Raw genomic sequence first — 22,035 nt, 5'->3', positions numbered from 1 at the left:
TATTTTTGGCCGCATTGAAGGTTAAAATATGGAAATACTCAACATCGTAATTCTTCTGGTTTTTCCTGCTGTAGCAATATTGATCGCTCAACGCATACCGGCACTAAATGCTATCATCCTGTGTTACGCGGCCGGAATATTAATCGGGAATACCATTCCGGAGTATGTTGCTCACGACACGGTAAGATCTATTATTGAAGTCATGGTAGTCTTGGCTTTACCTCTCCTTCTTTTTTCGTCAGATTTCAAAGGGTGGCTCAAAAATCCCGGGATGATGCTCAAATCTTACGGATTACTTTTAGTCTCTGTAACCATTGCATCCTTTGTAGGGTTTTACGCTTTCAATGAACTAGCTGATGCACCGATAATCGCTTCCATGTACAGTGGAGTGATTTCTGGCGGAACACCAAACCTCAACGCTATTGGGATTGCGCTCAACGCTGGCGATGAAATGTTTGTACTACTCAACGGATATGATGTTATATTGAGTGGTAGTTATTTCTTTCTACTCGTCTCTATAGCCAGGCCATTACTCAGCAAGGTTCTTCCTTCAAAAGAGAAAGGTGAAAAGAAAAAGGAAGTACCTCTTCAATTTCAAAATGTGACACTAAAAAGTTTCAAGGGTCATCTCAAAAATGTGATTGTGGCATTACTCTGGGGAATAGGATCAGTTGGTCTCACAATTGGACTGTCCTTTTTGTTCTTTGATGAGTTAAATGCATTGTTTGTCGTGATTGGAGCTTCGAGTTTAGGGATTCTATTTTCTTTCAATAAACGGATCAGAGCCCTTCCTCTCACCTATGAAACCGCAGATTACCTTCTCTTAATTTTTGCATTTGGAATGGGGACGCTCGCTCAATTCGATAAGCTCGTGAGCAGTGACTGGCGTAGCTTTGCTATGTGCGCTATCATTTTTGGCGTAATGCTGATTCTTCACATCTCTTTTTCCAGATTGTTGAAAGTGGATACTGATCACTTCATGATCAGCTCGACAGCCGGAGTCTTTGGTCCGCCTTTCATTGGTCCTGTTGCAAACGCAACGGGAAATCAAAAGCTCATCGCTCCCGGAGTTGCTATGGCCATCTTTGGAAATGCTGTTGGAACTTATCTTGGAATTCTACTCTTTGAGATCTTCAAAAACCTGTAGAAACAAAAAATCCGGTTGAATAACCGGATAAATTGAAAATAAAAAAGGGAGCCACCGCATTACGCTAAGTGACTCCCCCCACTAACCACCTACTTGAGTACAAATATAAGACAACTTTATTTCTCTAGCCAAATCAAAAATGATTTTTTTGAGAAATAATTCCACTCAACCAATGGTTCACCCTTTTTTATCAGGTAAAACTCATTCGTTGAGAATATCGGTTTGAACTTTAATTGACTCATCGTGAATCAATTGAAGCAACAACTCTACAAACTGCTTATCGAGTCCTTCTCCCTCACCAAAAGGTATTCGAGTATCTAGAATTTCTCTCCATCGCTCTAACTGGAGAATAGTAACATCGTTCTCTTTTTTGTAAGAACCGATTTGGCCCACGATTTCTTTCCGTTTAGCGAGTGATTTCAATATTTCTGCATCTATTTCATCAATCTGGCTACGCAACTGTTCGAGCTGGTTCTGAAAAGTTTTTGACTTACTCGTATTGCTCCTCACAGTCAATAGCGACATAGTCTCACTTAGTTGTTGAGGAGTAATTTGTTGCTGGGCATCACTCCAGGCATCATCAGGTGTGATATGAGTTTCGATCATGAGTCCGTCAAAATCGAGGTCGAGTGCTTTTTGAGCAACATTGAAAACTTTATTGCGCTGCCCTGAGATGTGGCTGGGATCACAAATGATTTTCAAATCAGGGAAATCTGTTTTTAGCTTAATAGGAATTTCCCAGTTTGGCGTATTTCTATACTCAGAGCTAATGGATGAAAATCCGCGGTGAATAGCTGCTAATTTATTGTTCCCAGTATTCAGTAATCTTTCAATCGCGCCAACCCATAATGCGTAATCTGGATTGATCGGGTTTTTAATCATAACAGGAATATCAACTCCTCGCAGCGACTCTGCTATTTCCTGCACGGCAAAGGGGGAAACCGTAGTACGAGCTCCAATCCACAAAACATCAATATCGTATTTGAGCGCTTTCTCAACATGATCAGTATTTGCTACTTCAATTGTGACTGGTAAACCGAACTCTTCTTTCACTCTTTTGAGCCATGGAAGTCCTTTTTCACCTACACCCTCAAATGAATTGGGCCTTGTTCTCGGCTTCCAAATTCCGGCTCTGAATAAATGAGGTTTATTCGATTCGACTAATTGACGAGCCGTTTCCATTACCTGATCTTCTGTCTCAGCGCTACACGGGCCAGCTATCAGGTACGGATCTGAATGTTTAATCCAACTATTTGTGAAATTATGTTTTTCTTTTTTTCCCATTTCTAATGACTGTATCCAATAAAACAGCCCTCCCTTTCAAATGTTTCAATAAAACTTGAAACTACCAGTTTACCACGACTTTCCCAATCGAGTTTCTACTTTCAAGTAAGTGATGTGCATCAGCGATTTCTTCAGCTTTAAACTCTCCTCTAATATGCGGTATTAAAATATTTTGATCAGCGAGTTCAACAACTTTAGCCATCACATCACCGAGTACAGAAGGGTTTTGCTCCGCAATGCGTAACATATTGAGTCCAATAACTCCATTACTTTTCAATAAGAACTGAAGGGGATGCATTAAGCCAAAATCCCACGCAAGTTTCAATTTATCAAATACATTTCCCTTGCTTCCGCTCCATGAAGAAACACCAAAAATGATGTGACGCCCACCAAAACGAACGAGTTTGTTGCCATTTTTGAAGGTTTTGCCACCAATCGGGTCGAATATTACGTCAACTGGGTGCTCGCCAAGCTTGGCTCTGACCGAAGTTGCAAAATCTTCTTTTCTATAATTGATCGGGTAATCAACGCCCTGCTCTTTTAAAAATTCAATTTTTTGGTCAGATCCTGCAGTACCAACAACCTCACAGCCTAACCATTTAGCGAGCTGAGTGAGCGCAATACCAACGCCTCCTGCACAAGCATGAATGAGCACTCTTTCGTGTGGCTGAATATTCGCCATTCTTATTGCCGCGTAATAAGCTGTGCAATATTGGGTAGCCAATGCTACTCCGGCAGAATTAGAAATTGAATCGGGAAGTTTTACAGTTGTCCTGCTGTCAGCTACACACTGTTGAGCATAACCACCAAATTGAGTAAAGGCCAAAACACGATCGCCTTTCTTAAACTTCTCAGCCCCAGAGCCTACTGCTTCAACACGGCCAACAGCTTCGTAACCCAAAACTGCAGGGAGTGGCGGTGCATCATTGTAAATTCCGTTTCGGGCCATTACATCAGCGTAATTGAGTCCAAACGACTCAACATTGATGAGTAACTGACCTTCACCCGGACTTTCAATCTTGTGATCTCTCAGCTCAAACGCCTTTTTAGGATCTCCGTTTTTTACGAGGTAAATTGCCTTCATACTATCTCACTTTCACTTTTGAAAGAACCTTAGCAAAGAGAGCAGGAAAAAACCTTTTTACATAAATACCTGACACCTCTTTGAGTCCGCCCATGTAAATTTCATTTTTACCGGATTGCATAGCCCTGTAGATCTTTGACGCAACATCTTTAGGATTCATTCCATTAGCCTGCGCGTCATCCATTTTATTCAGCTTCTCTCCTTTTCCGGTTAGCGCATTATTGGCGATGTTAGTACGAACAAATCCCGGACAAATAAGCGTAACCTGGAGATTATCCTGAACATGCTCAGCCCTCAAGCCATCAAAAAAGCCGTGTAAAGCGTGTTTTGAGGCAGCATAAGCTGTTCTGTAAGGTGAACTGTACATTCCGGTCACACTCGTAGTAACACCAATTTTTCCTCCTTTATTTTCAATGAAATGCGTGAGCAGTGCCTTCGTCAAGGAAATAGTACCAAAATAATTGACATCCATTATTTTGCGATCAACCTCGAGATCTGTTTCTATCGCAAAAGCTCGCTGACTGATTCCTGCGTTGTGCAAAACCTCATCTACCCTTCCAACTTTCTCAATGATGTCATCGACTACTTTTTGGTGAGAAGCAATATCAGAAATATCCAATGGCTGAACGACAACCTCAACATCAAACTGAGAAAGGTTCTCTTTGAGTTCCTTCAACTTTTCTACTCTACGGGCACTTACAATTAAATTGCAGCCCTGTTCAGCGTACTCAAAACATAAAGCCTCTCCTATTCCTGAGCTAGCGCCCGTTATCCAAATATTTCTTTTTGAGGTCATATTCACTTAATGCCGATTATGTACTTTCACTTACAATTTTCAAAATTATGAGATTTATTGTCGTCATCTCTATTTGTCTGTCGCTAATGCTAAATTGCACGAATATGAATAACGAAAACTTCGACATTCAGGGTCACCGCGGATGCCGTGGCTTACTCCCGGAAAATTCTCTCGAAGCATTTGAAAAAGCCCTGGAAATCGGTGTAACTACTCTCGAAATGGATGTTGTGGTATCTGGAGAAAACAGGTTGATCGTCTCACACGAGCCTTATATCAGCAAGGAGATTTGTGATATTCCAGACTCAATTCCGCAAAATAGCGACAAGCTAAACATCTATAAAATGGATCACGGTCAGATCCGGAATTTCGACTGCGGAACAAAGTTCAATCCCAGATTTCCTGAACAAAAAAAAATTAAAACCTATAAACCTACTCTGACTGAAGTAATTGAACTGGCTAAGTCTTTCAGTGAAAAGAACAATACTCCTCCGGTTCACTTCAACATAGAAACAAAATGCATTCCCGAAACGGATAACATCTACCATCCTGAGCCAAATGAGTTTGCTGAATTACTGATTCAAACTATTAAGAAGCACGGATTGACTGATCGGTTTACGCTTCAATCATTTGATATTAGAACTCTGCAATACGCTCATGAAAACCATCCTGAAGTAGAGATTGCTTTGCTTATTGAGAATGTAAAACCATTTGAAGAAAACATCGCTGAGCTCGGTTTTAAACCAGACATCTACAGTCCAGATTTTGAACTTTTAAATGCTCAAGACATTGAGAATTTACACGAACAAAATATTCGGGTAATTTCCTGGACAGTCAACGAAAAAGACGACATGATAAACCTGATCAACTGGGGCATTGACGGAATTATCACGGATTACCCCAACAGGTTAACTGAGGTTCTGACCGAAATTAAATAGACGCTAGTTTTTCACCTTTTACAGCATCAGTATCGATTGGAATACTATCGAGTTGCTGTTTTTGTTCGTGCATTTCCTGCTCAAACTCTTCGCGCATATCTTCTTTAACCGGTTTTGATGGAGGCAATTTTTCGCGTCTGTGATCAACCTGACTTCCGTTTTTCCAAAAGCGGTAGCAAACGTGAGGTCCGGTCGCTAAGCCTGTGCTTCCAACATAACCGATAATATCGCTCTGCTTAACTTTTACACCAGCTCTAATTCCGCTCTTGATCTTGGTCATGTGAAGATACTGAGTGGTATAAGTTCCGTTGTGACGGATTTTTACGTAATTCCCGTTGTACTTGCTGTATTGAGCCGCTATAACAACACCGTCACCTGTACTCATAATAGGCGTTCCGCGCGGAGCAGCATAATCGGTTCCAAGATGAGCTTTCCAACGCTTTTGAACCGGGTGGAATCTGCGTTTTGTGTAGCCTGAAGTCAATCGGCCAAACTTGAGTGGGGATTTTAGGAATGCTTTGCGCAAACTCTCTCCATTTTCATCGTAGTAATCTTCAAAGTCGCCATCGTTAAAGCTGAAAGCGTAAAATGGATTCCCCATGTGGTTGAAGTTTGCAGCATGAATTTTACCTACGCCAATGAATTCATCATCAACGTAATGCTCATCAAAAACTACTTTAAAATAATCTCCTTTTTGAATGCGGTAGAAGTCGATTGTCCAGGCATAAATGTCGCTTAACTCCAAAGCAAGTGCCGGACTCAAATCATTATCGACTAATGTTTCAAAAAGAGATGATGTTATTACACCTGAGGCTTCTTTCGTTCTGACTTCAATCTCTTTTTGTCCTTTAAAGACAGAAATACTATCTCTCAAATCAAAAACAACATACTCTGTTGGGTTGGGTTCATAAACAAAACAAGCAGCTTTTCCAGTGCTGTCTTTCTTGCAATAAACTGCGTAATCGCGACCGTGACGGATATCGCGGACATCAAAAATGTCTTTGGCATTTTTCACCAACCTGTCAATCTCAGGATATGAAACATTGTACTTGAGCAGGATATCTGCCAAAAACTGATTGCGTTCAATCTTTCCTTTGTACACAGAAAATGAGTCGGCAATCATTCCGTATTCCATGTTGAGTTCACTGGAATCGGGAGTGAGCGTGTCGGCTACGGTAGACGATTGCGCGAGGGTTTGCGGGTTCTGACTGTTATTTTCACAAAATAAAAGAAGGCCGGCAAAAACGGCAACTGTGATTCCCAGTAAGATGTAAGCTAATTTATGTTTCGCCATGTCAGGTATTTTGGCTGATAATTCGCGTTATTTACGAGTTCTTCTCTATGAGGTTCGCTAAAACGGCTGCGAATATACAACTCATTTATCCAAAGAAAACGAAAAGCAGGCCTAAAAATTAGACCTGCTTTAAATTTGATTCACAATGAATTGTGAAAATTATTTACTCACTAAAGCTACAGGATGTGAAAGCTGGCTGTAATTGGTAAGTTCCATTTTTATTGAGCCTACCAAAATTCCTGCTTTAGCCAAGACCGGTATTCTGTTTTTATCATCAGTAATATACACTGTGAGATCTCCCGGTTCGTCAAAAACCCTTCCCGGCTGAACGATTGGTTCAAACTTTAAGCACCTGAACTTACCTGCTTCAGTTTTAATCGTTTCTCTACCTGTGTAGCGAATTTTTAAAGGTTCAATTTTTCCGTCCATGAATGCTTGTAAAACGATTATTTCACCTTTTTCATATTTACTGAGGTCGAGCGTGCGGGCAAAGTAAAATGCACTAATCATATCCTGTATTCCGTAAGGAACTCTTTTCACTTCACCTTTTTCAGTTTTCACTTTGTTTTCGTCATGTTCAAACTTGTAGTGTTGTTTGAACTCATAACCACCTTCACTTACATCGCGCTTAAACTCGTATGGGTGAATGTTTTTAGCATCGATAAAACTCTCGTAAGTATCTCTTACTTTAAAAACCCAGTCAAAAGCACCAACACTTCTACCTTTACCTACTACGTGAAGTGCTTCACGACTTCCGTAATAATGTGTTTCGTTTTTAATTTCAATTACAGCTTTACCTGCATCAACAATCCCGTAATGCACGAGATATTCAATACGTTCACCTTTTTGAAAAACGGGATAGTCTACTCTGTGAAGTTCACTGATATCCTGTTCAATTCTTTTGATTTCGGGCTTTTGGGCATGAAGCATGCTGAGGCCAAATAACACCACGAAAACGATTCCTATTCTTTTCATGATTTCCTCCTTTTGCATCATATAGTTCAATGTTCGTGCCAAATTAGATTTTTAACTCTCAGCCAGCCTACTACACCAGAACCAATCAGTGATTTCACGAGTAGGCCCGGAATAAAATTCAGGCTTTCGAGCATAATATGAAGACTGTCCTGTTTTATAGATAATACGATAAATCCGGTTATCAAGGTCACAAATTGACTGATGCTAAAGTTAATAAATGTTGACCAAAACCTATTATTGAGGAATACTTTAAGAGCACTTGCAACAACATTTGAAATCAAAAAACCAATGAAAAAGCCAATATGAGGTCCCAATAAAACATCTATCCCAGAAGAGCCATCTGAAAAAACCGGTAACCCCAACGCACCCAGGAACAAATAGCTCAACACCAACAGCAATGCTTTTTTCAAAGGAAAAACAAAAGCGGGTAAAACGAGAAAAAGGGTTTGAAGCGATATATCTACCTCAGTTCCGGGAATCGGGATACTCAGTGGTCCGCTTAGGCAGGCCAGTCCCAATAAAATGAAGAATATGGCTATTTGCTTTGTATTCACGATTTTCTGCCGAGTCCTTCAACAACGACCACTATTTCGCCTTTAACACCTTTAGAGTCGTAATAGTCATGTAACTCATGAAGCGAGCCGCGTTTTGTTTCCTCGTGTATTTTAGTCAATTCTCTGCAAACTGCTGCTTTTCGGTCAGATCCAAAATATTCGCTGAGTTGCTTGAGTGTTTTCACCAACCGATGAGGCGATTCATAAAAAACGATTGTCCGTTCCTCTTCAGCCAGTTTTGTAAGGCGTGTTTGTCTTCCTTTTTTGTGAGGAAGAAAGCCTTCAAACAAAAAACGATCGCACGGCAAACCTGAGTTTACAAGAGCAGGGACAAAAGCGGTTGCTCCGGGAAGCGTTTGCACATCAATATCGTGAGCCACGCATTCGCGAACGAGTAAAAATCCCGGATCTGAAATTCCGGGGGTTCCCGCATCAGAGACCAATGCTAGTGTTTGCCCTTCTTCGAGTAATTCAACTACTTTTTCTACCTGCTTGTGTTCGTTGTGCTGATGAAAAGATTTGAGCGGCTTGTCAATACTAAAATGCTTGAGGAGCTTTCCGGTTTGCCGGGTATCCTCGGCCAGAATCAAATCCACCTCTTTGAGGACTGAAAGGGCTCTGACCGTAATATCCTCTAAATTGCCAATTGGCGTGGGAACCAGATAAAGGCCTGCCATATTAAATGGCTTTTTCAACTAAGCTGCTCGCGATAGCTTCTTTCGATTCGCCAGACTCAATTTTTTCTGCAACAGTTTTGATGAAATCTTCAATTTTTTCAGAGTCAATCCCCATAGCAACGCCAAAGCTCATGCAAAGCTCCTGCTCCCGCTGATCGGCTTCACCGTCAAGGCTCATCATTTCAACGAGGTCGTAAAGTTGCTCAGCTCTATCTTGCTGAGTGAGTTTGATGTTTTCATCGTGAAACTCATTCGGTTTTTGAATGATCTCGCTCAACTCTTCACGAGTGATATAAAACTGGTTTGAGATTTTAAATAAAAAATCGAGTTCTGCTTTATCTAAAATACCGTCAGCCATTGCTATACTGAGCAAGTGGCGAAAATGTTCTTTGTTTTTAAGCTTGTTTTCAGTCTCCATAAAACGGTTAAAAATTTTTACATAAATCTACGTTGAATTAACGACATAAAAGCAACAGTTGTCTCACTTTCCATGTCCCACTCATAAGTTGGTTTGAGTTGTTTTTCAACGTAATTATTTGCGTGTTCGTAACTTTCCAAATGATTCAATTCACTCAATGCCCTGTTAAACGCTTCCATATTTCCATCGAACAGTTCATTTGAAAACAAAAAGCGTTCGTTCAACCCGATTGCCGTTTTCAGGTCATCGATTCTTTTGCTGCCGAGATAATCGGCAAGTGAATTATTTGATGGTGAAGAATCTTCAATGGTTGATTTTTCTTCAACTTCATGGTCAGATCCCTTCTCAGCCGACTTTTCTTCAACTTCCTCACTTTTTTCCTCAGAGCGATCTTCGGTTTTCTCAGCCGAATCTTCAGAATCTGCTTTTGGCTGTTCCTCTTCGATTTCTTCTTCTTTCTTTTCCTCAACCGGCTCTGTCTTTTGCTCATCAGGCTTTTCTCCACTTAAGGTTTCGGATTCAGGCTCTGACCGTTCATCTTCTTTCACTTCTTCAGCATCCTCAGCAATTGATTCCTCAAAATCATCTACCTGATGCATGATTGATTCGTGTTGAGCAGGTTTTTCTTCTTTTTCGCTATTCGATTCAACAGCGTTTTGCGTCACAACCACTTCTTCGCCATCAGGTAATTCCAACATAAACTTCAGCACCGATAATTTTTGTTGAACCTGCTGAACGTGACTTAAAAGTTCATCGATTTGTTTCTCACTCAACTGCTGAGATGATTTCAACACATCAGCATCACTGTTGAGCAACTCAATTTGTTTAAGGGCAATCTCTTTTAATTCTTCTGTTTTTATCGGCATTTTGGTTCAATTATATTCACCTTTGTACAACGCAAATTTAGTTAGATTTGTGTGTCTCCTATGTTGATTTTTTAATCATCCTAAATGTTTTTAGAAGATACAATCAATCACCACGCTAAAAGTGGTTGGATAGAAGTCATATGTGGATCAATGTTCTCGGGCAAGACCGAGGAATTAATAAGACGATTAAAACGTGCCGAATTTGCCAAACAACGCGTTGAAATTTTCAAGCCACAAATCGATACTCGTTATCACGAAGAAGAAGTTGTGAGCCACGATGAAAACTCGATTAGCTCAACTCCGGTTCCATCATCAGGAAACATCGCTATTTTGGCTGATAACGTTGATGTGGTGGGAATTGATGAAGCCCAGTTTTTTGACGATGAACTCACTGAGGTTTGTGTTCAACTGGCAAACAGAGGCGCAAGAGTTATTGTAGCCGGACTCGACATGGATTTTAAAGGTCATCCTTTTGGTCCCATCCCTAACCTTATGGCTGTTGCCGAATACGTCACCAAAGTTCATGCTGTTTGTGTCAAATGCGGAAACCTCGCCAACCACTCAAACCGTATAAGCAAAGCAGAGGCACTCGTTCATTTAGGAGAAAAAGAAGATTATCAGCCTCTTTGCCGAAAATGTTTTTATGAAATTCAAAGCGCGACAAAATAGCAAACTACTCGATATGCGTGAAAACGCTATGGAGATGAAATCAGGGATTTACGGATCTACTCTCGTGAGTAACCTCAAATGTGAAGATCTCAGCGATATTCGCAAATCCATGAATTTTCTCCTGCAGCAGGGAAAGAATGCCAGGAAAACGGTTATTCTTTCAGATCCTGCCGGTAAACCTAAACCACAACTATATGAGGAAATTGCAAATATCTTGCAGCAGAATATCATTGAGCGATTTATAGGAATTGGCCCGGGATTTTGCGAAAACCGTGAACAGTTCAAATACCAAAATCAGGCGTTTTACAAGAACGTTAGCAAGTTTCTCGAGAATGAAGACCTCCTCTCATTTGAAGAACACTTCATTTTAGTTGCCGGGTCGTCAAAATCTAATTTTCAAAAGCTCGATTACGTTTTTCAGGAAAAGACACACGAGACAATACTGAACATTTCGCTCGATAACCTCATCCACAACCTCAATGTTTACCGCAGTGTTCTCAAGCCAAATGTGAAGTTGATGGTCATGGTGAAAGCCGCTGCTTACGGAAGTGGAATCACGCAAATAGGAAATTTACTCCAGGCAAATGATGTCGATTATCTTGGTGTTGCTTATCCCGATGAAGGCATCAACCTGAGGCTTGCCGGTGTAGAATTACCCATTATGGTTTTGAGTCCTGAACAGAGCGGCTACGAAGCGATGATTCGTTTTAACCTGGAGCCTGAGATTTACAATTTGCGAGGATTTCGTGCTTTTACTGAAAAGTTGAAGAAATCAGCCAGTGAGTTTGAAAATCCTTATCCCATTCATATCAAGGTTGATACCGGCATGAACCGACTCGGATTTGAGGAACATCAAATTGATGAATTAATCGAACAATTACGGTCAGAACCGAGCGTAAGAGTAACCTCTGTGATGTCGCACCTTGCCGTGAGCGAAGATCCAAATGAAAACGATTTCACCCTCGGTCAAATCGAAAAGTTTGAGCGTATCGCACAAAAGCTGGAAAAAGAACTCGGTTACAGTTTCCAAAAACACATTCTCAATTCATCAGGTATTTCACGTTTCCCCGATGCGCAATTCGACATGGTTCGTCTCGGACTCGGAATTTACGGGGTTACCGGTGACAAAGAACTTCAACCAAAACTGAAACACATTTCTTCGCTTCGATCAGAGATTGTACAAATACGCGAAATTGAAGCTGGTGAAACGGTTGGTTACGGACGTGCAGAAAAGGCATCTAAAAAAATGCGTATCGCAACGGTAAGCATCGGTTACGCTGATGGCCTCGATCGCAGACTCGGAAACCGAAAAGCCCATATGTTGATCAACAACCAACCGGCTCCTATCATTGGAAATATTTGCATGGACATGTGCATGCTGGATATTACGGATCTGACCGATGTAAAAGAAGGTGACGAAGTCATTGTTTTTGGTCAGAACCAAACAGTACAACAACTCGCCAAAATCATGGAAACGATTCCGTATGAAGTGCTCACAAGTGTCTCAGGTCGGGTAAAACGTGTTTATTTGCAGGAATGACACCGATCAGTGCCGTCATAATAACCTTCAACGAGGAACAGAATATTGGTCGTTGCCTCGATTCGCTCAAGCCAGTAGCTGATGATATCGTGGTGGTTGACAGCTTTTCTACCGATCGCACAAAAGAAATTTGTGAGGAAAAAGGGGCACGTTTTGTCACACATAAATTTGACGGACACATCGAGCAAAAAAACTGGGCGATTACACAAGCCAAATATCCGCATGTCCTTTCGCTCGATGCCGATGAAGCGCTAGATGAAGAACTCACAAAAAGCATCAAAAAAGCCAAGGAAAGTTTTTCAGTTGACGGCTACAAAATTAGGCGACTCACCAACTATTGCGGCTCCTGGATCAGGCACGGAAACTGGTACCCTGATATCAAGCTTCGACTTTGGGATTCACGAAAGGGGAAATGGACAGGCCTCAATCCGCACGATCGTTATGAATTAGAAAAAGGCAGTTCTGAAAAATTACTTGACGGACACTTACTTCATTACAGTTTTTATTCATTCGATCAACATCTCAAGCAAATTCATAAATTCACTGATATTTCGAGTAAAGCCGCTTTCAAAAAAGGCAAAAAATCAAACTGGTTGAAATTAATCATTAACCCTTTTGCAAAATTTGTTGGCGGTTATCTATTGAGACTAGGACTACTCGATGGCAAAGCCGGATTCAAAATCGCCTGGTACTCTGCTTACGCTACTTATTTGAAATATTCCAAATTACTTAAAATTCAGCGCGGTGCGTAACCCTAAAATACTGCACATATCAACGCCAACATCGTGGCGCGGAGGCGAGCAACAACTCGCGTATCTCGCTGAAGAACTCTTTAAAAAAGACATTGATCAACATATCCTCTGTGCAAAAGACGGTGAAATGGCCCAGCGTTGTAAAAGTCAAAACTGGCCATGTACTGAGGTTAAAGAACGCTTTTCTGTGAATCCACTTTTTGCAAAAGCTGTAAGGCGTGTTTGCAGGAAAGAAAACATCGATATTATTCACGTTCACGATTCTCACGCGCATACTTTCGCTGTAATGGCCGCTTCTTTTTTCGGGAATGATTGCCCTATAGTCGTGAGCAGGCGAGTTGATTTTCCTGTTTCTAAATCACCGCTCTCAAAATGGAAGTACAATCATCCAATGGTCAGAGCCATACTGTGCGTTAGTGACATGATTAAAGAGATTACAGCACCTTCAATTCGCGACAAATCTCTATTAAAAACAGTCTACTCAGGAGTTGATAAATCACGCTACGAGAAGCGCAAGCTCAGTCATCCTCTAATTGAAAAATTCGGGCTAAATCCAAACAAAACGATAATCGGAAATGTAGCAGCTCTAGCTGATCACAAGGATTATCCAACATTCATTGAAACTGCTAAAGAAATCGTTAGCCGAGGCTCTGATGCACAATTTGTGATAGTTGGTGATGGTCCGCTCAAAAGTGATGTTCAAGAGCTCGTCAAAAACTCAGGAATTGCTGATCATATTTTCATGACCGGATTCCAAAAAGACGTTCTCGAAATCATTTCAGATTTTGACATTTTCCTCATCACCTCAAAGACAGAAGGATTAGGGACATCCATCCTGGATGCATTTGGGTGTAAAGTTCCGGTTGTAGCTACTCAAGCTGGCGGAATTCCAGAGATTGTTCAAAATGAAAAAACAGGATTAATAGCTCCGGTAAAGAGCCCCAAAAAACTTGCTGATCAAGTCGAGCGGTTACTCAAGGACGAAGCTTTGAAAAACGAAATGATTGAGGGAGCTACAAATCTGCTCGAAAACTTCACAAAAGAAGCAACAGCGCAAAAGACGCTTGAAGTCTACCGATCTTTATTAGAAAATTGACGAGGTAGCCCCTGCAACAAGAAAGAGTTGAAAAACGCAAAGAATGTAACGCCTACTTGCGTTTCCAGTGTATCCTCACTCAACATCGAAGACATCACAACAACGAAGAAAAGAATGTAAACCAATGATCGGGCATTTGGCTCTGACCAAAATGGTGCTACAAAACTGAAAAGAACCAAAGCAAAACCAATTGCTCCAAATGTGATTAAAAAAGTGAGTAATTGATTGTGTGCTCTTCGCCTGTAATCTCCTTTTAGCGGGGAATTGAGTTCATCGTAAGCCCTGTCAAAACTAGCCTGAACATCACCCGTTCCAACTCCTAAAAAAGGATTTTGAGTGAAAATATGCCAACCTGTTTTCATGTATTCGAGTCTCATCGTGAGGGAATTTCCCTGCGGATTAAATCCTTCGAGATAATTATTGAACTCGAACAAAATTTTGAGATAGCGTAGTTCTATTCCGCTCGCATCCATGTAACGTACACTTGCCACACCATTTTCAATGGCTTTAATTTCTTCATCGGTCAGAGCCATAACCCCATCCCGATCTTTTTTGAGTCCTTTTGATGTGATAAAGCGCTTCATCGTCATTTCAATTCGCTGACCTTTTGCGTCAAGGCTATCGAACGGAATATCACTCCGCTTTTCCCAGGTTTTTCGCAATTCCCCGTAAGCGACAAAATGAGTGATGTAATAACCGTTTTCAACTCGTTTATCCTCACGATCAGTCACGTAAATATCACCGTAAGGAGTGTATTCTTGCGAATAATCAAAATCCTGTTTTACTGTGAGGTAGCTCTTTGCCGTATCGTACATCCACCAACCTGTAGCTATGAATAACACAATAAACGCACTCCAAAAAAAGGTTGCCAATTTTTTAGACGCTTCACGTGTAAAGTAGATTAGAGCTGTTAGAGCTCCTAACCCGAGAGCAACATACCCGCCAATAACATTAATAACCGAAAGGAAGTAGATGAACCACAAAATCAAAATAGCTCCAATAACTTTCCATTTCCCCAAAATATACCGCTGCCTGATACCTTCAGCGATGAAAATTATCGCCATCACAATCAGCAAGCTAAACCGAATATGAGAGATGTATTTTGAGATGTTGCGGATATCAGAAATCTGATCAGGGTATTGCGTCAAATAGAGGTTGTAGCTAATAATGGTGCTCACCAGGGCACTAGAAATGAAAAAACCTAAAATGATCTTTGTTTCGAGATCTGAAAATCGTTTAAATGCTGAAAATGCAATTGGAAAAAGAAGTAGCGGAAGTTTTATTCGCAAGTCTTTGAGTGCGTAATCAAAGTCGTGCGTCCAGCTCAATCCAATGACATGTAAAAGAAATACGATCAATAGAATCCATGCCAGCCGATCGGTGAAAAAGCTTTTGGTTCTGACCAGTAAGTCTTTTTTTAAAAACCAGTTGACGGCAAATGTGATTGCCCCAATGCTGATAAAAGCTTTTGAAAAAAATAGCCCTACGCAGAGGAGCGAAAGGGCTATGATATCTATTATTCTATGCCATTTTGAACCAAACAGCATCTTACTTTTCCTGGGTATTAGCCGAAACTGTTAAGATTCCAGAATACTTCTCGTTGTTGTTCAGAACCTCGACTGCTTTTGCTACATCATCATCTTCATTGAGAGATGCCTGAATCCTCCCCTTTTGATAGTAGTAACGCGATGCTATTTCGTTTTCCAGTACTTTATCAATTTGATCGCGGAAGGTTTTTAAATCTCTGCCTTTATTGTGATGCATCTGCTGTTTGAGCTCAGCATATGAATCTTTTATCTCGTTGTAATACTTTTCTTTTTTCGTTGCTTCTTCTAGCTTTTCCAGCATCTTTTCTGTGCGGGTTGTGTACTCGTAATCTTTAGTACTCAACCACTTCTCAAAATCAGCATATTGCTCATCAGATATTTGAAAAGTTGAAGCAGGCGAAATTGAGTCATTTTCATTCCTAAAGTGTGTGGCGTAATCAAAAATCAAACTCTTTCCCAAAAGCACCTGTAAAATAGGTGACGCTTTTTGGTTTTCTACCTTGATATCAGGCTCAATTCCGGCTCCGTCTAAAACAGTTCTGCCATTTTCAGTTTCAAATTCTTTACGCAAAGAATCAGGAACTTCGGTTGCATTTCCTTCTTCATCTTTGTGAGAGTAATCGAGTCGTTGAATACAGCGGCCGCTTGGAATGTAGTACTTGGCAACCGTCACTTTCATTTTTGTGTTGTATGAAAGATCTTTTGTTTGCTGAACAAGACCTTTCCCAAAAGAATTTTGACCGATCACAACACCGCGATCGAGATCCTGAATCGTTCCCGCAACAATCTCAGATGCTGATGCAGAAGAACCATCGATCAAAACAGTTAATGGAATTTCGAGATCAACCGGATCGTTTATCGTGCGATGACTACGGTTCCACTCTTCGTTTTTCCCTTTTGTGTAAACAACCTCAGTTCCTTTGGGCACAAAAAGGTTTACAATATTTACTGCTTCGCGAAGCAAACCACCACCATTTCCGCGTAGATCCAAAATGACAGATTCAACTCCTTCATTTTCCTTCAAATCAACAAGAGCTTTTTTCACATTGCTCGAAGCCGTTTCTGTAAAGCTGTTGAGTTTGATATACCCCACACCTTCTTCAACTTCCCCGTAATAAGGAACTTCATCGATTTTCACTTCTTCTCTGATCACTTCTACTTCCAGGTATTGGTCAGATCCAGGTCTATCGACAACCATTTTGAGCTTCGTGCCCGGTTGTCCTTTCAGAACCTTGCTCATCTCAGAAGAGTTTTTCCCGATAGCCGTATCTCCGTCAACTGTAATGATTCGGTCACCTGCTCTCAGTCCAGCCTTTTGGGCCGGAAAGTTCTCATAAGGTTCAGCAATTACAACGTGATTATCCACGGTTCTGATCAATGCTCCAATTCCACCGTACTGACCTGTGGTCATGAACTTGTAATCTTCGATATCGCTTTCGGGATAAAAAACCGTGTACGGGTCGAGCGAATCCAACATTGCATCGATCGCTGTTTTAATCAGCTTACCCGGTTTTGTTTCGTCTACGTAGTAAACATTGATTTGCTTGTAAAGCGTGTTGAAAATGTCAATGTTCTTAGCAATTTGGAAATAATTATCAGCAGATTTACCGGCAGTGAACAGAATTCCACTACCTATCAACACTACTGAAAATATTGAAATGGATAGAATTTTTAGCGCTCGTTTCATTTATCTAAAACTTGTTTACCTCAATTGACTTTAAAAATAACTCAATTAATGTGCGAGAATTACGAGTTTGAGGTTTCATTAATTAGCGTTTTTTGTAAACGCTGTAAAATTAGGATTATTTTATCTTCAACAGTTGAATAAGCAACGGGTTTATGACCTGTAAAGATCAAGGCTAAAGTTACTGTTTTACCTGCAGATACTGCAGCTTCATTTATTCCGGATTTATTTTTTCTGTATACTTCACGCATCAACCGCTTCATCCTATTGCGATCGACAGCTAGTTTTAAGTTTCTTTTTGGAACAACAAACAAAACACTTACAGGTGCTTCAGCATCACTTTCTTCAACAATAAACAATGTTTTGAAAGGCCTTGCTTTTAAAGATGTACCTTTTTTAAAAAGTGCCTGAATAGCATTCTGTTTATTGAGTCGTTCTTGTTTTGTAAGCCTGTTTTCCATGATACAAAAAAGGGGCAACGAGCAAAGCCGTTACCCCTTCAAAAGTAATCGTAAATAATTTACTTCTTTTTATTCTTTTCCTTAACGTATTGCTCAATTGCCATCGTCATGGATGGAGCATTTTTCGTTGGAGCCTGAATATCTACTCTCAAACCACGGTCTTTAACAGCTTTGGTTGTTGTGGGACCAAAAACTGCCAAACGAGTATCTCCCTGTTCAAAGTTGGGGAAGTTTTTAAAGAGTGATTCAATACCTGCCGGACTAAAGAATACCAGCATATCGTATTTTACAGATTCCAAATCACTGAGATCTGAACACACTGTGCGGTAAAAAACCGCTTTAGTGTAAGAGTAACCTTCTTTATCGAGCAATTTAGGGATATCTTTTTTGAGGATATCAGAGCACGGTAAAAGGAACTTTTCCTTCTTGTGGCGCTTCATAACATCGATCAAGTCGACAAAGCGTTGTTTTCCGTGGAAAATTTTACGCTTTCTGTACACCACATACTTTTGAAGATAATAGGCCGTAGACTCAGAAATACAAAAGTATTTCATCGATTCTGGCACGTTAACGCGCATTTCTTCACACATTCTAAAGAAGTGATCAACAGCATTTCGGCTTGTAAAAATTACTGCCGAGTGCTCGAGGATACCAACCTTTTGCTTTCTGAATTCCTGCGCGGGTACACCTTCAACGTGAATGAATGGCCTAAAATCAATCTTGAGCTTTAGCCTGTCTGCCAGATCAAAATAAGGCGATCTTTCATTGTCGGGCTTGGGCTGTGAAACTAAGATACTTTTAACTTTCAACGTGAATCCCTCCGTATTTTTTGCGTTTACCTACTCAACTACCAGATTAAACGACTTCCAATAGCCACTTACAAGCAATAATCCAAGGTAGAATTTCGAAGGCGCAAAGGTACAAAATAATGTATAAAGGAGAAATTTTATACTCAGCCACAGATCGATAAAATGTTTTCAGCAACCTGATTACGAATACGATTAACAAAATACATACCACCACAATAAGCCATGTAAAGCTCGTGAATGAAGGTGTATAGCTACTAATAATTGCTATGGGTAATAGCCCTACACCAAGCATTTGAAAAAATTGAAAATAATGCCAGAGATAATCCTTTAAGAAATCACCAACCTGAAACAGCCCTGCAAACAAGCGATGAACAAGCAATTTTAGTAGAAACAATACCACCATAGAGGCAGTGATAACTGCATAAACACCAAGAGCCGGTAGTTCACCTGGGTTATCTCCAAAAACAAAAAGCCAAAGCTTAAATCCGAAAAAGCCTAGCAACAAAAAAGCATTGAGCAACAGCACTATATTGACATTACCAACGAAAGCTCCCTCTTCCCTAATCAACTGGTTAGCAAACCTGCTATTCCAAAAAGAAGCCAGGACTTCATTCATCTGTCTTCCGCTGTATCTTCTCAGGTATGCGAAAAGAAAGAGAACCCCCAGCAATAAAAAGAAAATCCAGTCTGCCGTGAAGGAAGTCGAACGCTGTGTAAAATACTGACTGTAGTCGGCTTGATCCGGTTCTGAAAGTGAACGATGAAAAAACTGATCACTGTCAGATCCGTATACAACATAAGGTTTCACTCCAACAAATACTGAATCGTTGGAAGGACTCAACCAATATGGATTTTGGTTTGTTACCACAATGCAAAAGTAGGTTAGTATTTATAAAGTGGCTCAATGAAGTTTTGAAACGAGGTAAATTAAATACTTTTGAACTCAACTTATTGACAAGGCAAAAAACAAAGATATGGCTGATAAATTTGAAGCGCACGACTACTATATGATGGATGAGTTTTTCAGTGACGAACAAAAACTCATGCGCGACTCACTCAGAACCTGGTTAAAGCAAGAGGTGTCACCAATCATTGAGGATTATTACGAACGCTCAGAGTTTCCGAATCAAATTCTCAAAGGACTGGCAGATCACGGGTGTTTTGGCCCATACATTCCTGAAGAGTATGGAGGACCGGGATTGAGTCAAGTTACTTACGGATTGTTAATGCAGGAACTTGAACGTGTTGACTCAGGCGTTAGATCAACTGCTTCTGTTCAATCTTCACTTGTAATGTTCCCAATTTGGAAGTACGGATCTGAAGAACAAAAAAAGAAATATTTACCAAAGCTCGCTACTGGAGAAATGATTGGCTGTTTTGGTCTCACCGAGCCAGACCACGGATCTGACCCGGGAAGTATGATCACAAATTTCAAAGAAGATGGCGACCATGTCATTTTGAACGGAGCTAAAATGTGGATTTCAAATGCTCCTTTTGCAGATATCGCAGTCGTTTGGGCTAAAAATGAAAATGATGAAATTCAGGGTTTAGTTGTTGAAAGAGGAATGGAAGGATTTGAAACTCCTGAGATGAAGGGAAAGCACTCTTTACGTGCATCAGCAACCGGAGAACTGATCTTCAATGATGTTAAAGTCCCTAAAGAAAATGTTTTCGAAGGCAAGAAAGGACTTGGCGGACCACTCTCCTGCTTAAACTCTGCCCGGTACGGAATCGCATGGGGAGCTATTGGCGCAGCTATGGATTGCTATGATGCGGCATTAAAATATGCTAAAGAAAGAACACAATTTGGTAAGCCCATCGCGTCATTTCAACTTCAGCAAAAAAAATTAGCTGAGATGATTACCGAAATCACGAAAGCTCAAACATTGACTTTTCGACTTGGCCAATTGAGAGATGAAGGAAGAGCAACTCCCGGACAAATCTCTATGGCTAAACGAAACAATGTAGATATGGCTCTGAAAATTGGCCGTGAAGCTCGCCAAATACTTGGCGGAATGGGAATCACGAATGAATATCCGATTATGCGCCACATGGCTAACCTCGAGTCAGTTATCACATATGAAGGAACGCATGATATTCATCTCCTTATAACTGGAATGGATATTACAGGAATTAACGCCTTTAAATAGGAGCACATTAAAGGAAATCATTAGCCTTCGTTCAACATTTTTGAGCGAAGGCTTTATTGTTTATGAGACTTATTTCAATAAATTATTTCAATTCATTAGTTTTGGAAGGAATTAATCAGACATGCCTACCATATTAAAGACCATTTTATTTTTCGTTTTTGTGTTTGTTTCCTTTTTCTCAAATGGACAAACACTTCCTCCTAATGTTCCATCAAATGGTCTAGTTGCCTGGTATCCATTCAATGGAAATGCCAATGACGAAAGTACTTTCAACAATGATGGCGCCCTTTTTGGTAATGTATCATCTACAACTGATAGATTTGGAAATCCTAATAGTGCATTCTATTTCGATGGAAATGGAGATTTCATAGAAGTTCAAGACCCACATCAACTTCAATTTGGCACTAACGAATCCTTTACAATAAATGTATGGGCTTTAATTGACACTACTCAGCCCTTTAATGCAAATCAAAAAATAGTTCAAAAGTATGCCTGTCCATACGGAGCAGGGGATGATATTTTTGGCATCTACTTTCAGGATACCATTAAGTTTAACTACCGAAGTAGCGCTTCAGGTACATACTACAGAACAGGAGCCCCTTTCAATCCATGTAGCCAATGGCAAATGATTACTTATGTAAAAGATGCTCAAAACGACATTTTAAAGTCATACCTCAATGGGGTTTACCAAAATCAAATAAATATCCCTTCTACAGGTAACAACAGCTCAAGTGTTCCTTACAGATTTGGTGCGGGTAGATTTTGTAGTAATCAAAGCATACTGTACGAATTCAAAGGAAAGATAGATGATGTTGGGTTTTGGGACAGAGAGCTGACAACAACCGAAATCCAAAATCTCTTTGATATTAACTTTTCCGGAATAAGCTTTTTCGGGCTCGATTCAAATAACCTGTGTCTCGGTGATATCCTTACTGGATATTCTTCTGACACCAACAATGTTTTTTCTAAAACGTGGGTTGTCAACACTCCTGATACTTCTTTTACTCAAAATCACGACACCTTTCAGATCCAAATTCAATCAGGAGGCTACTACGAATTCAAACTCTACCGCAACTCTACGATTTGCCCCGATTCTGTTACGTATTCCTTTACTCTAGATTCATTTCCTGATATTTCGATTGTTCCTCCTGTTACTAACAGTTGTGGCGATTCACTTTATGTAATTGGTGCTGATTCCGGTTTTACTTACTTATGGAACACTTCTTCTACCGATTCTTTCACGCTCGTTAACGATACCGGACTCTACACTGTGCAGGTGACTTCGCCTGCTAACTGC

At 40.4% G+C, this 22,035-nt stretch carries 22 protein-coding genes; 8 read left to right on the top strand and 14 right to left on the bottom strand.

From position 1 onward, the window contains the following. Positions 1 to 28 precede the first annotated feature (28 nt). The gene (locus F3059_RS11525) at positions 29 to 1,147 is read left to right on the top strand and encodes a DUF819 family protein (RefSeq protein ID WP_151169403.1); all 1,119 of its coding nucleotides are present in this window, start codon (positions 29 to 31) and stop codon (positions 1,145 to 1,147) included. A 201-nt stretch (positions 1,148 to 1,348) separates the two neighbouring features. Here the strand turns inward: F3059_RS11525 and F3059_RS11520 are convergent, their stop codons facing one another. The 3 genes from F3059_RS11520 to F3059_RS11510 all read right to left on the bottom strand — a co-directional run bounded on the left by F3059_RS11520 (position 1,349) and on the right by F3059_RS11510 (position 4,311). After that, positions 1,349 to 2,431 carry a chorismate mutase gene (locus F3059_RS11520; RefSeq protein WP_151169401.1) on the bottom strand — a complete coding sequence of 361 codons (1,083 nt, stop codon included), beginning with the start codon at positions 2,429 to 2,431 and terminating at the stop codon, positions 1,349 to 1,351. A 61-nt stretch (positions 2,432 to 2,492) separates the two neighbouring features. Continuing rightward, the gene (locus F3059_RS11515; protein ID WP_151169399.1) at positions 2,493 to 3,515 is read right to left on the bottom strand and encodes a quinone oxidoreductase family protein; all 1,023 of its coding nucleotides are present in this window, start codon (positions 3,513 to 3,515) and stop codon (positions 2,493 to 2,495) included. Position 3,516: 1 nt separating this feature from the next. Then, the gene (locus F3059_RS11510; protein WP_151169397.1) at positions 3,517 to 4,311 is read right to left on the bottom strand and encodes an SDR family oxidoreductase; all 795 of its coding nucleotides are present in this window, start codon (positions 4,309 to 4,311) and stop codon (positions 3,517 to 3,519) included. A gap of 104 nt (positions 4,312 to 4,415) precedes the next feature. On the opposite strand from F3059_RS11510, the gene F3059_RS11505 reads away from it, so the two are divergent. Next, positions 4,416 to 5,246 (top strand): glycerophosphodiester phosphodiesterase family protein, encoded by an 831-nt coding sequence (locus tag F3059_RS11505; protein ID WP_223274605.1) that lies wholly within the window; start codon positions 4,416 to 4,418, stop codon positions 5,244 to 5,246. On the opposite strand, the gene F3059_RS11500 is transcribed toward F3059_RS11505, so the two are convergent. From F3059_RS11500 to F3059_RS11475, 6 genes are all read right to left on the bottom strand, one after another. After that, positions 5,239 to 6,540, bottom strand: a complete 1,302-nt coding sequence (locus F3059_RS11500) for a peptidoglycan DD-metalloendopeptidase family protein (RefSeq protein WP_151169395.1) — start codon at positions 6,538 to 6,540, stop codon at positions 5,239 to 5,241. The two genes, F3059_RS11505 and F3059_RS11500, sit on opposite strands and share 8 nt — an antisense overlap. Before the next feature lie 159 nt (positions 6,541 to 6,699). Continuing rightward, entirely contained in the window at positions 6,700 to 7,515 is an 816-nt protein-coding gene (locus F3059_RS11495; RefSeq protein ID WP_170265162.1) for a DUF3108 domain-containing protein, read from the bottom strand. A 26-nt stretch (positions 7,516 to 7,541) separates the two neighbouring features. Further along, positions 7,542 to 8,069 (bottom strand): biotin transporter BioY, encoded by a 528-nt coding sequence (locus tag F3059_RS11490; RefSeq protein ID WP_170265161.1) that lies wholly within the window; start codon positions 8,067 to 8,069, stop codon positions 7,542 to 7,544. Beyond that, a complete protein-coding gene (gene rsmI, locus F3059_RS11485; RefSeq protein ID WP_151169389.1) occupies positions 8,066 to 8,746 on the bottom strand; it encodes a 16S rRNA (cytidine(1402)-2'-O)-methyltransferase in 681 nt (226 codons plus the stop codon). Before rsmI ends, F3059_RS11490 begins: the two co-directional genes overlap by 4 nt. Position 8,747: 1 nt before the next feature. Continuing rightward, positions 8,748 to 9,164: a tellurite resistance TerB family protein gene (locus F3059_RS11480; RefSeq protein ID WP_151169387.1), complete on the bottom strand. Its 417-nt coding sequence runs from the start codon at positions 9,162 to 9,164 to the stop codon at positions 8,748 to 8,750. A gap of 17 nt (positions 9,165 to 9,181) precedes the next feature. Next, positions 9,182 to 10,030, bottom strand: a complete 849-nt coding sequence (locus tag F3059_RS11475) for a hypothetical protein (protein WP_151169385.1) — start codon at positions 10,028 to 10,030, stop codon at positions 9,182 to 9,184. Positions 10,031 to 10,114: 84 nt separating this feature from the next. On the opposite strand from F3059_RS11475, the gene F3059_RS11470 reads away from it, so the two are divergent. Genes F3059_RS11470 through F3059_RS11455 form a run of 4 tightly spaced genes read left to right on the top strand, consistent with a single transcriptional unit; the run spans position 10,115 to position 14,087 of the window. Further along, on the top strand, positions 10,115 to 10,699 hold the full coding sequence (locus tag F3059_RS11470; protein WP_151169383.1) for a thymidine kinase: 585 nt from the start codon (positions 10,115 to 10,117) through the stop codon (positions 10,697 to 10,699). Then, positions 10,674 to 12,239, top strand: a complete 1,566-nt coding sequence (alr, locus tag F3059_RS11465) for an alanine racemase (RefSeq protein ID WP_151169381.1) — start codon at positions 10,674 to 10,676, stop codon at positions 12,237 to 12,239. Before F3059_RS11470 ends, alr begins: the two co-directional genes overlap by 26 nt. Next, on the top strand, positions 12,236 to 12,991 hold the full coding sequence (locus tag F3059_RS11460) for a glycosyltransferase family 2 protein (RefSeq protein WP_151169379.1): 756 nt from the start codon (positions 12,236 to 12,238) through the stop codon (positions 12,989 to 12,991). Before alr ends, F3059_RS11460 begins: the two co-directional genes overlap by 4 nt. Further along, on the top strand, positions 12,984 to 14,087 hold the full coding sequence (locus tag F3059_RS11455) for a glycosyltransferase family 4 protein (RefSeq protein ID WP_151169377.1): 1,104 nt from the start codon (positions 12,984 to 12,986) through the stop codon (positions 14,085 to 14,087). The genes F3059_RS11460 and F3059_RS11455 overlap by 8 nt, the downstream gene beginning before the upstream one ends. Here the strand turns inward: F3059_RS11455 and F3059_RS11450 are convergent. Genes F3059_RS11450 through F3059_RS11430 form a run of 5 tightly spaced genes read right to left on the bottom strand, consistent with a single transcriptional unit; the run spans position 14,063 to position 19,396 of the window. Beyond that, positions 14,063 to 15,634 (bottom strand): O-antigen ligase family protein, encoded by a 1,572-nt coding sequence (locus F3059_RS11450; RefSeq protein WP_151169375.1) that lies wholly within the window; start codon positions 15,632 to 15,634, stop codon positions 14,063 to 14,065. The genes F3059_RS11455 and F3059_RS11450 overlap by 25 nt on opposite strands. 1 nt (position 15,635) lies before the next feature. Next, a complete protein-coding gene (locus F3059_RS11445) occupies positions 15,636 to 17,321 on the bottom strand; it encodes a S41 family peptidase (RefSeq protein WP_151169373.1) in 1,686 nt (561 codons plus the stop codon). Between the two features lie 59 nt (positions 17,322 to 17,380). Continuing rightward, positions 17,381 to 17,779 (bottom strand): ribonuclease P protein component, encoded by a 399-nt coding sequence (gene rnpA / locus F3059_RS11440; protein WP_151169371.1) that lies wholly within the window; start codon positions 17,777 to 17,779, stop codon positions 17,381 to 17,383. Between the two features lie 59 nt (positions 17,780 to 17,838). Next, a complete protein-coding gene (locus tag F3059_RS11435) occupies positions 17,839 to 18,588 on the bottom strand; it encodes a uroporphyrinogen-III synthase (protein ID WP_151169369.1) in 750 nt (249 codons plus the stop codon). Between the two features lie 46 nt (positions 18,589 to 18,634). Next, positions 18,635 to 19,396 (bottom strand): DUF4271 domain-containing protein, encoded by a 762-nt coding sequence (locus tag F3059_RS11430; protein ID WP_170265160.1) that lies wholly within the window; start codon positions 19,394 to 19,396, stop codon positions 18,635 to 18,637. 166 nt (positions 19,397 to 19,562) lie between these two features. Here F3059_RS11430 and F3059_RS11425 point away from each other — a divergent pair, with 166 nt between their 5' ends. Continuing rightward, positions 19,563 to 20,738, top strand: coding sequence for an acyl-CoA dehydrogenase family protein (locus F3059_RS11425; RefSeq protein ID WP_151169365.1), 1,176 nt, complete (start codon positions 19,563 to 19,565; stop codon positions 20,736 to 20,738). A 121-nt stretch (positions 20,739 to 20,859) separates the two neighbouring features. Beyond that, positions 20,860 to 22,035: LamG-like jellyroll fold domain-containing protein (locus F3059_RS11420; protein WP_151169363.1), on the top strand; the 1,176-nt coding region annotated here is incomplete at its 3' end.

Origin of the sequence: Salibacter halophilus (genome assembly GCF_008806325.1) — a bacterium.
In the GTDB taxonomy this organism is placed as follows: Bacteria; Bacteroidota; Bacteroidia; order Flavobacteriales_G; family Salibacteraceae; genus Salibacter; species Salibacter halophilus.
The sequence above is the reverse complement of the archived record's forward strand: the minus strand, read 5'-3'. Positions and strand labels throughout refer to the sequence as shown.

What these genes read in the sequence shown, in the direction of transcription:
- F3059_RS11525 (WP_151169403.1), top strand. Translation starts at nt 29, where the DNA reads ATGGAAATACTCAACATCGTAATTCTTCTGGTTTTTCCTGCTGTAGCA.
- F3059_RS11520 (WP_151169401.1), bottom strand. Translation starts at nt 2,431, where the DNA reads ATGGGAAAAAAAGAAAAACATAATTTCACAAATAGTTGGATTAAACAT.
- F3059_RS11515 (WP_151169399.1), bottom strand. Translation starts at nt 3,515, where the DNA reads ATGAAGGCAATTTACCTCGTAAAAAACGGAGATCCTAAAAAGGCGTTT.
- F3059_RS11510 (WP_151169397.1), bottom strand. Translation starts at nt 4,311, where the DNA reads ATGACCTCAAAAAGAAATATTTGGATAACGGGCGCTAGCTCAGGAATA.
- F3059_RS11505 (WP_223274605.1), top strand. Translation starts at nt 4,416, where the DNA reads ATGAATAACGAAAACTTCGACATTCAGGGTCACCGCGGATGCCGTGGC.
- F3059_RS11500 (WP_151169395.1), bottom strand. Translation starts at nt 6,540, where the DNA reads ATGGCGAAACATAAATTAGCTTACATCTTACTGGGAATCACAGTTGCC.
- F3059_RS11495 (WP_170265162.1), bottom strand. Translation starts at nt 7,515, where the DNA reads ATGAAAAGAATAGGAATCGTTTTCGTGGTGTTATTTGGCCTCAGCATG.
- rsmI (WP_151169389.1), bottom strand. Translation starts at nt 8,746, where the DNA reads ATGGCAGGCCTTTATCTGGTTCCCACGCCAATTGGCAATTTAGAGGAT.
- F3059_RS11480 (WP_151169387.1), bottom strand. Translation starts at nt 9,164, where the DNA reads ATGGAGACTGAAAACAAGCTTAAAAACAAAGAACATTTTCGCCACTTG.
- F3059_RS11475 (WP_151169385.1), bottom strand. Translation starts at nt 10,030, where the DNA reads ATGCCGATAAAAACAGAAGAATTAAAAGAGATTGCCCTTAAACAAATT.
- F3059_RS11470 (WP_151169383.1), top strand. Translation starts at nt 10,115, where the DNA reads ATGTTTTTAGAAGATACAATCAATCACCACGCTAAAAGTGGTTGGATA.
- alr (WP_151169381.1), top strand. Translation starts at nt 10,674, where the DNA reads ATGAAATTCAAAGCGCGACAAAATAGCAAACTACTCGATATGCGTGAA.
- F3059_RS11460 (WP_151169379.1), top strand. Translation starts at nt 12,236, where the DNA reads ATGACACCGATCAGTGCCGTCATAATAACCTTCAACGAGGAACAGAAT.
- F3059_RS11450 (WP_151169375.1), bottom strand. Translation starts at nt 15,634, where the DNA reads ATGCTGTTTGGTTCAAAATGGCATAGAATAATAGATATCATAGCCCTT.
- F3059_RS11445 (WP_151169373.1), bottom strand. Translation starts at nt 17,321, where the DNA reads ATGAAACGAGCGCTAAAAATTCTATCCATTTCAATATTTTCAGTAGTG.
- rnpA (WP_151169371.1), bottom strand. Translation starts at nt 17,779, where the DNA reads ATGGAAAACAGGCTTACAAAACAAGAACGACTCAATAAACAGAATGCT.
- F3059_RS11425 (WP_151169365.1), top strand. Translation starts at nt 19,563, where the DNA reads ATGGCTGATAAATTTGAAGCGCACGACTACTATATGATGGATGAGTTT.